This window comes from Capnocytophaga sp. oral taxon 324 str. F0483 (assembly GCF_000318315.2).
GTDB classification, from domain to species: domain Bacteria; phylum Bacteroidota; class Bacteroidia; order Flavobacteriales; family Flavobacteriaceae; genus Capnocytophaga; species Capnocytophaga ochracea.
The window spans coordinates 123,082-130,758 of the sequence record NZ_KB291508.1 but is presented as its reverse complement, the minus strand read 5'-3'; the positions used below and the strand labels follow the sequence as shown (position 1 = coordinate 130,758).

Sequence of the window (7,677 nt, the reverse complement as noted above, 5' to 3'; positions counted from 1 at the left end):
GGCTCTACAGTGGCTCTACAGTGGCTCTACAATGGCTCTACAATGGCTCTACAATGAAGACTGACCAAAGATTAATTGAATACTAACTGAATAACAATTGAATTTAGAATGTTACTAATATCAATCAAGAGTTGAATTAATTGATGTGAGAAGAGTGTAGCTTACGCTACAGAAATCTTACAAATCTTTACAAATAAAACAAATAGTCAGTAAGCTACCCGAAAGTCTCGCAAAGACTTCACGAATTACACAGATTTAGCACAGATAATTCTTTTGTAAAACATCATTATTCTGCGGATTGCTCAGTTAAAGCCGAGGGGAAAATTAGCAGATTAGCAAATTTGTGAATTTGCTAATTAGTTCGTACCTTTGCGCCCTGAAAATGTTAATTATTAACTGTCAATCGTTAGTTAAAAATATATGACTTCGCAAGAAATAAGAGAACAATTCCTAAAATTCTTTGAAAGCAAAGGGCACACTATTGTTCCCTCGGCTCCTATGGTGGTTAAAAACGACCCTACCCTGATGTTTACCAACGCTGGTATGAACCAATTTAAAGAGTTCTTCCTTGGTAATGCTAAACCTAAATACAAACGCGTAGCCGATACTCAAAAGTGTTTGCGCGTATCGGGGAAGCACAACGATTTGGAAGAGGTAGGTCGCGACACGTATCACCACACGATGTTTGAGATGCTTGGCAACTGGTCGTTTGGCGATTACTTCAAAAAAGAAGCCATTAGCTGGGCGTGGGAATTGCTCACCGAAATATACAAAATTCCCAAAGAAAACCTCTATGTAACCGTTTTTGAAGGCAGTGAAGAAGACGGCGTGCCTTTTGACCAAGAAGCCTATGATATATGGAAAGAACGGATTGCTGAAAACCATATACTTCTCGGAAATAAAAAAGATAACTTTTGGGAAATGGGTGACCAAGGTCCTTGTGGTCCTTGTACCGAAATTCACGTGGATATCCGTTCAGATGAAGAGAAAGCCAAAGTGCCAGGTCGCGACCTTGTGAATAACGACCACCCTCAGGTAATTGAGATTTGGAATAATGTGTTTATGGAGTTCAACCGCAAAGCCGACGGCAGTCTCGAAAAACTACCTTCTCGCAACGTGGATACAGGTATGGGTTTTGAACGCCTCTGTATGGTATTGCAGAAGAAACAATCAAATTACGATACCGATGTGTTTACCCCACTCATTCACAAAGTGGAAGAGATTACCCAAAGTAGATATACCTCAGGCGACCGTGTAACTCCTGAACAAGAAGAAGTAAATATTGCGATTCGTGTGATTTCAGACCATATTAGGGCTGTGGCTTTTGCTATTACCGACGGTCAGTTGCCCTCTAACAATGGTGCTGGTTATGTGATACGCCGTATTTTGCGCCGTGCTATTCGGTATGGTTTTACTTTCTTAAACCAAAAAGAACCGTTTATCTACAAATTAGTAGAGACACTCTCTAACCAAATGGGAGGTACTTTCCCCGAATTGGAAAAACAGCAATTCCTGATTATGAGCGTCATAAAAGAAGAAGAAGCCTCTTTCTTGCGCACGCTTGAACAAGGTTTATTGATGCTAGACGTAATGATACAAAACAGTCCTGGCAAGCAATTATCGGGCGGTAAAGCCTTTGAATTATACGACACTTACGGCTTCCCCAAAGATTTGACAGCGCTCATTCTTTCGGAGAAAGGGCTCACTATGGACGAAGCTAGTTTTGAAGAACAATTACAAAAACAAAAAGAGCGTTCACGTGCAGCAGCTCAAATAAAAGCTGACGACTGGGTAATACTCCGCGACGACGATGAAGAGGAGTTTATAGGCTATGATACCTTAGAGGCTGTGGTGCGATTGGTGAAATACCGCAGAGTGGAAAGCCAGAAAGACGGTACTCATTTTCAGCTGGTATTCAACACTACTCCTTTTTATCCGGAAGGAGGTGGACAAGTGGGCGATAAAGGTACTCTACAAAGTGCTAACGGTGAGCTTATCTATATTTTAGATACCAAGAAAGAAAATAACCTTATCATTCACATTTCAGAACACCTGCCTACTAATTTAAACGACCCTTTCAAAGCAGAAGTACATTCAATATCACGTGAAATGGCAGAAGCTAACCACAGTGCTACCCACCTATTACACCAAGCTCTACGCGAAGTGTTGGGTACACACGTTGAACAGAAGGGCTCTCGTGTAGCTCCTGAAACTTTGCGCTTCGACTTCTCACACTTTGCTAAACTTACTGAGGAAGAACTCAAAAAGGTAGAGCAATTGGTAAACAAACGCATTTTTGAGAAAATTCCTTTGCAAGAGCATCGTAATATTCCTATGCAACAAGCAGTGGAATCAGGAGCTATGGCACTCTTTGGTGAAAAGTACGGCGACCGTGTGCGTATGATTCAGTTTGGTGATAGCAAAGAGCTTTGTGGGGGAACTCACGTAAAGAACACAGGTGATATTTGGTATTTCAAAATCATCTCAGAAGGTGCTGTAGCAGCAGGTATTCGCCGTATTGAAGCGATTACCCGTGGAGGAGCTATGATGTATTTTACAGAACAAGAACAGCTGGTAGAACAAATAAAAGAAACGCTGAAAAACGCGCAAGACCCTGTAAAAGCGATTAGGCACTTGCAAGAAGAAAATGCAGCTTTACACAAAGAGCTTGAACAGTTGAAAAAAGAGCAAGCTAAGCAACTTAAAACAAGCATCAAAGCTGAATTTACAGAAGTAAATGGTGTTCAGTGTCTCGTAAAACAAGTAGATGCAGAAGTGGCAACTCTCAAAGACCTTGCTTTCGAGTTAGGTAATGAGGTAAAAAATGCTTTTGTATTCTTTGCATCAGCTCACGAAGAAGGCAAAGCACTCTTGTTATGCTATATCAATAAAGAATTGGCACAAGCCAAAGGATTAGATGCTGGTAAGATAGTACGAGAACTGGGCAAATACATTCACGGAGGAGGTGGCGGACAGCCATTCTTTGCAACCGCAGGAGGTAAAAACCCCAGTGGTATTACCGAAGCACTCTCTAAGGTAAAAGATTATTTATAATGAACTTTTTGGCTCATATTTACCTTTCGGGCGAAGGCGATGAACTGCTCACTATTGGCAACTTTATCGCCGATACCGTACGAGGCAAGGAATACTTACAATACCCCGAAGCAATGCAACGGGGTATTTTATTACATCGCAGAATAGATACTTTCACTGATGCACACGCCATTTTCCGGAAAAGTAAACACCGATTGGTGCCTACTTACAACCATTACGCAGGGGTACTGGTAGATATTTTTTACGATTATTATCTTGCTAAACATTGGAAAGAATATTCTGATAAATCCTTAGAACAATATGTTCAGCACTTTTACGATGCCTTAGAACGCCATCAACAATTGCTCAACAATAAAGCTCAAACTTTGAGTAAATACATCATTGCCGAACGTTGGTTAGAAAGCTATCAAACCTTTGAAGGTATCTCTTCCATATTATACCGAATGGATAGGCGTACAGGCTTTGTTTCGAAAATGCAATATGCCATAGAAGATTTAAAAAGAGATGAAAAATTATATGAAGAAGAATTTACTCAGTTCTTTAAAGAAATACAAATGATGTAATTACAAAAATTTTTCAGTAGAATCGATTGTTTCTTAGTAATATTTCTACCTAATACAATATCCATATAATTATCTAATAAACAAATAGATACACAGTTACAAATAAAAAAACATCTTCAAAAATCATAAAATTATTTGGCTAATTCAAAGATTATTTGTAATTTTGCCATAATTTTTTTAAGGGCATAGAGTATTAATTTATCATTATTGTTTCATTCTTTCCTATTAGAAATAGCCCTACTAAAATACTCTCGTTCCTAATTAGGAAATACAAATTTTATTATCAGCAAATGGCTGAAAACACTCAAAATCCAGAAGAGTTCTTACAGAACTTTGATTGGGACAAGTACCAAGAAGGTATTGACAGCGTACAAGAAGACCAATTGAAAAACTTCGAAGAATTGGTTAAAAACAATTTCGTTGACACTCAAGACAATGAAGTAGTAGAAGGAGTAGTAACTCGCATCACTGACAGAGAAGCGATTATCGACATCAACGCTAAATCAGAAGGCGTTATTTCTCTCAACGAGTTTCGCTACAACCCGAACCTCAAAGTAGGTGACAAAGTAGAAGTGCTTATCGATATCCGTGAGGATAAAAACGGCCAGTTAGTACTTTCACACCGCAAAGCACGTACGCTTAAAGCTTGGGATAGAATTAACTTGGCACACGAAAACGGCGAAATCGTAAACGGTTTCGTAAAAAGCCGTACCAAAGGCGGTATGATAGTAGATGTATTTGGCATCGAAGCATTCTTACCTGGTTCTCAAATCGATGTGAAACCTATCCGCGATTACGAACAATTCGTAAACAAAACAATGGAATTCAAGATTGTGAAAGTAAATCACGAGTTCAAAAACGTAGTGGTTTCTCACAAAGCGCTCATCGAAGCAGATATCGAAGAACAGAAGAAAGAAATCATCAGTCAACTCGAAAAAGGACAAGTACTCGAAGGAGTTGTGAAAAATATCACTTCTTACGGTATATTTGTAGACCTTGGTGGCGTAGACGGATTGATTCACATCACCGACCTTTCTTGGGCTCGTATCAATCACCCAAGCGAAGTGGTATCGGTAGACCAAAAACTGAACGTAGTTATCCTCGATTTCGACGACAACAAATCACGTATCCAATTAGGTTTAAAACAGCTTAGCAAACACCCTTGGGACGCTCTTGCTGATGACCTTAAAGTAGGCGATAAAGTAAAAGGTAAAGTAGTGGTAATTGCCGACTACGGTGCTTTTGTAGAAATTGCTGATGGTGTAGAAGGTCTTATCCACGTTTCTGAAATGTCTTGGAGTACTCACTTGCGTTCTGCTCAAGATTTCGTAAAACTCGGCGACGAGGTAGAAGCTGTTATCTTGACTCTCGACCGCAACGAGCGCAAAATGTCTTTGGGTATTAAACAACTTACTCCAGACCCTTGGATTAACATCACTGAAAAATATCCAGTAGGTTCTAAACATACAGGTACTGTTCGCAATTTCACTAATTTCGGTGTATTCGTAGAACTCGAAGAAGGTATTGATGGTCTTATACACATCACCGACCTTTCTTGGACTAAGAAAATTAAACACCCATCAGAATTTGTAAACTCTGGTGATAAGATTGAAGTAGTAGTACTTGAATTAGATGCCGAAGGACACAAATTGTCATTAGGACATAAGCAAACCACTCCTAACCCTTGGGACAAATACGAAACTGAATTTGCGGTAGGTACAGTTCACAAAGGTACTATTTCTAAAATGGTAGATAAAGGTGCTACTGTTCCTTTCAACGACGATATCTTAGCGTTTGTTCCTTCACGTCACTTAGAAAAAGAAGACGGAAAGAAATTGGGCAAAGGAGACACTGCTGATTTCAAAGTGATTGAATTTAACAAAGAATTTAAACGTGTAGTAGCTTCTCACACTGCTATCTTCAAAGAAGAAGAAGAGAAAATAGCCAAAGAAGCTGCTGTAAATACCAGCTCATCTACAGTCGAAAAATCAACACTTGGTGATCTTGAAGCATTACAAGAGTTGAAAGACAAGATGGAAAAAGAGAAGTAATTTAGTTTTTTTCATAATTTTTTGTTTTAATGAGGAAAAGTCGTTGCTGGGAAGTGACGACTTTTTTTATTATTTATGATATATCTATTATTCATAAAAGAAAGCCTCAGTATTTTTATATACTGAGGCTTTCTTTTATTAAATATTGGAGATTACTTAAACTCCTTTTCGTGGCGTTTGCGTTCATTCTCATCTAAGTAGATTTTACGTAAGCGCATATTTTTAGGAGTTACTTCTACATACTCATCTTTTTGGATATATTCCAAGGCTTCTTCTAAAGAAAACTTAATAGGCGGTGCTAATTTTACTTTTTCATCAGAGCCCGCAGCACGTACGTTAGTAAGTTTTTTAGTCTTCGTTACATTTACTACTATATCTCCACTACGAGAGTTTTCACCGATTACTTGTCCTGTATAAATATCTTCACCAGGGAAGATAAAGAATTTGCCTCGGTCTTGCAATTTGTCGAGAGAATAAGGAATAGCAGTACCTTGTTCCATAGAAATAAGCGAACCATTAATACGCCCTGCTATTTCACCTTTGAAAGGTTGGAACTCCAAGAAACGGTGGTGAATAATAGCTTCACCAGCAGTAGCTGTAAGCAATTGGTTACGCAAACCAATGATACCGCGAGAAGGAATGATAAACTTAATAATCATACGTTCACCTTTAGGTTCCATACTTAGCATTTCGCCCTTGCGAAGGGTAACTAAATCTACTGCTTTACCACTTACATTCTCAGGCAAATCAATAGTAAGTTCTTCTATAGGTTCGCATTTTACGCCGTCAATCTCTTTGATGATAACTTGTGGCTGACCAATTTGCAATTCATAACCTTCACGACGCATTGTTTCAATGAGTACTGAAAGGTGCAATACCCCACGACCATAAACGATAAACTTATCGGCACTATCAGTAGGTTCTACACGTAAAGCAAGGTTTTTTTCTAATTCACGCTCTAAACGTTCTTTGATATGGCGAGAGGTTACAAACTTCCCATCTTTACCAAAGAAAGGAGAATCGTTGATAGTGAAGAGCATACTCATAGTAGGTTCATCGATAGCAATAGTAGGAAGTGCTTCGGGTTTTTCGTAATCGGCGATAGTATCACCAATTTCAAAGCCTTCTAAACCTGCAATCGCACAAATGTCGCCTGCTTGTACTTCTTCTACTTTCTTACGACCTAAACCATCAAAGAGGTGTAGCTCTTTAATTTTAGATTTTACAATTGTTCCGTCGCGTTTTACTAATGAAATATTCATACCCGATTTTAGGGTACCACGGTGCAAACGACCAATAGCAATACGTCCTGTAAAACTAGAATAATCTAATGAAGTAATAAGCATTTGCAAGCTACCTTCTTCTATTTGAGGAGCTGGAATATACTTTACCACCATATCGAGTAGGGGTGCAATACTATCAGTTCTCTTATGCCAATCTTCTGACATCCAATTTTGTTTAGCTGAACCATATACCGTAGGAAAATCTAACTGCCAATCTTCAGCACCGAGTTCAAACATAAGATCGAATACAGCTTCGTGTACCTCATCAGGAGTACAGTTTTCTTTATCAACTTTGTTGATTACCACAATGGGTTTCAACTTCATCTCTATAGCCTTTTGGAGTACAAAGCGCGTTTGAGGCATAGGACCTTCAAAAGCATCAACAAGCAAGAGCACGCCATCAGCCATATTGAGTACACGCTCCACTTCCCCACCAAAATCGGCGTGGCCAGGTGTATCGATAATGTTTATTTTGATGTCTTTATAAACTACTGAAACGTTTTTAGAGAGGATAGTAATTCCTCGTTCGCGTTCGAGGTCGTTATTATCTAATATCAGTTCGCCTGAATCTTGATTTTCGCGGAAGAGAGCGCAGTGGTGTAAAATCTTGTCTACTAAAGTAGTTTTGCCGTGGTCTACGTGGGCAATAATAGCTATATTTCTAATAGCGGTCATAGATATAATTTGTGTTTTAAAAATTTGAGGGTGCAAAAGTACGAAGTAATT

At 38.9% G+C, this 7,677-nt stretch carries 4 protein-coding genes; 3 read left to right on the top strand and 1 reads right to left on the bottom strand.

Features of this window, described 5'->3' with window-relative positions; translation table 11 throughout:
- The first annotated feature begins 420 nt into the window (after positions 1-420).
- From alaS to rpsA, 3 genes are all read left to right on the top strand, one after another.
- Positions 421-3,054 carry an alanine--tRNA ligase gene (alaS, locus tag HMPREF9072_RS04285; protein ID WP_009410706.1) on the top strand — a complete coding sequence of 878 codons (2,634 nt, stop codon included), beginning with the start codon at positions 421-423 and terminating at the stop codon, positions 3,052-3,054.
- On the top strand, positions 3,054-3,617 hold the full coding sequence (locus HMPREF9072_RS04280; protein ID WP_009410705.1) for an ACP phosphodiesterase: 564 nt from the start codon (positions 3,054-3,056) through the stop codon (positions 3,615-3,617). Before alaS ends, HMPREF9072_RS04280 begins: the two co-directional genes overlap by 1 nt.
- 290 nt (positions 3,618-3,907) lie before the next feature.
- The gene (rpsA, locus tag HMPREF9072_RS04275; RefSeq protein ID WP_009410704.1) at positions 3,908-5,668 is read left to right on the top strand and encodes a 30S ribosomal protein S1; all 1,761 of its coding nucleotides are present in this window, start codon (positions 3,908-3,910) and stop codon (positions 5,666-5,668) included.
- 152 nt (positions 5,669-5,820) lie between these two features.
- On the opposite strand, the gene typA is transcribed toward rpsA, so the two are convergent.
- Positions 5,821-7,626 (bottom strand): translational GTPase TypA, encoded by a 1,806-nt coding sequence (gene typA, locus HMPREF9072_RS04270; RefSeq protein ID WP_009410703.1) that lies wholly within the window; start codon positions 7,624-7,626, stop codon positions 5,821-5,823.
- Positions 7,627-7,677: the final 51 nt, after the last annotated feature.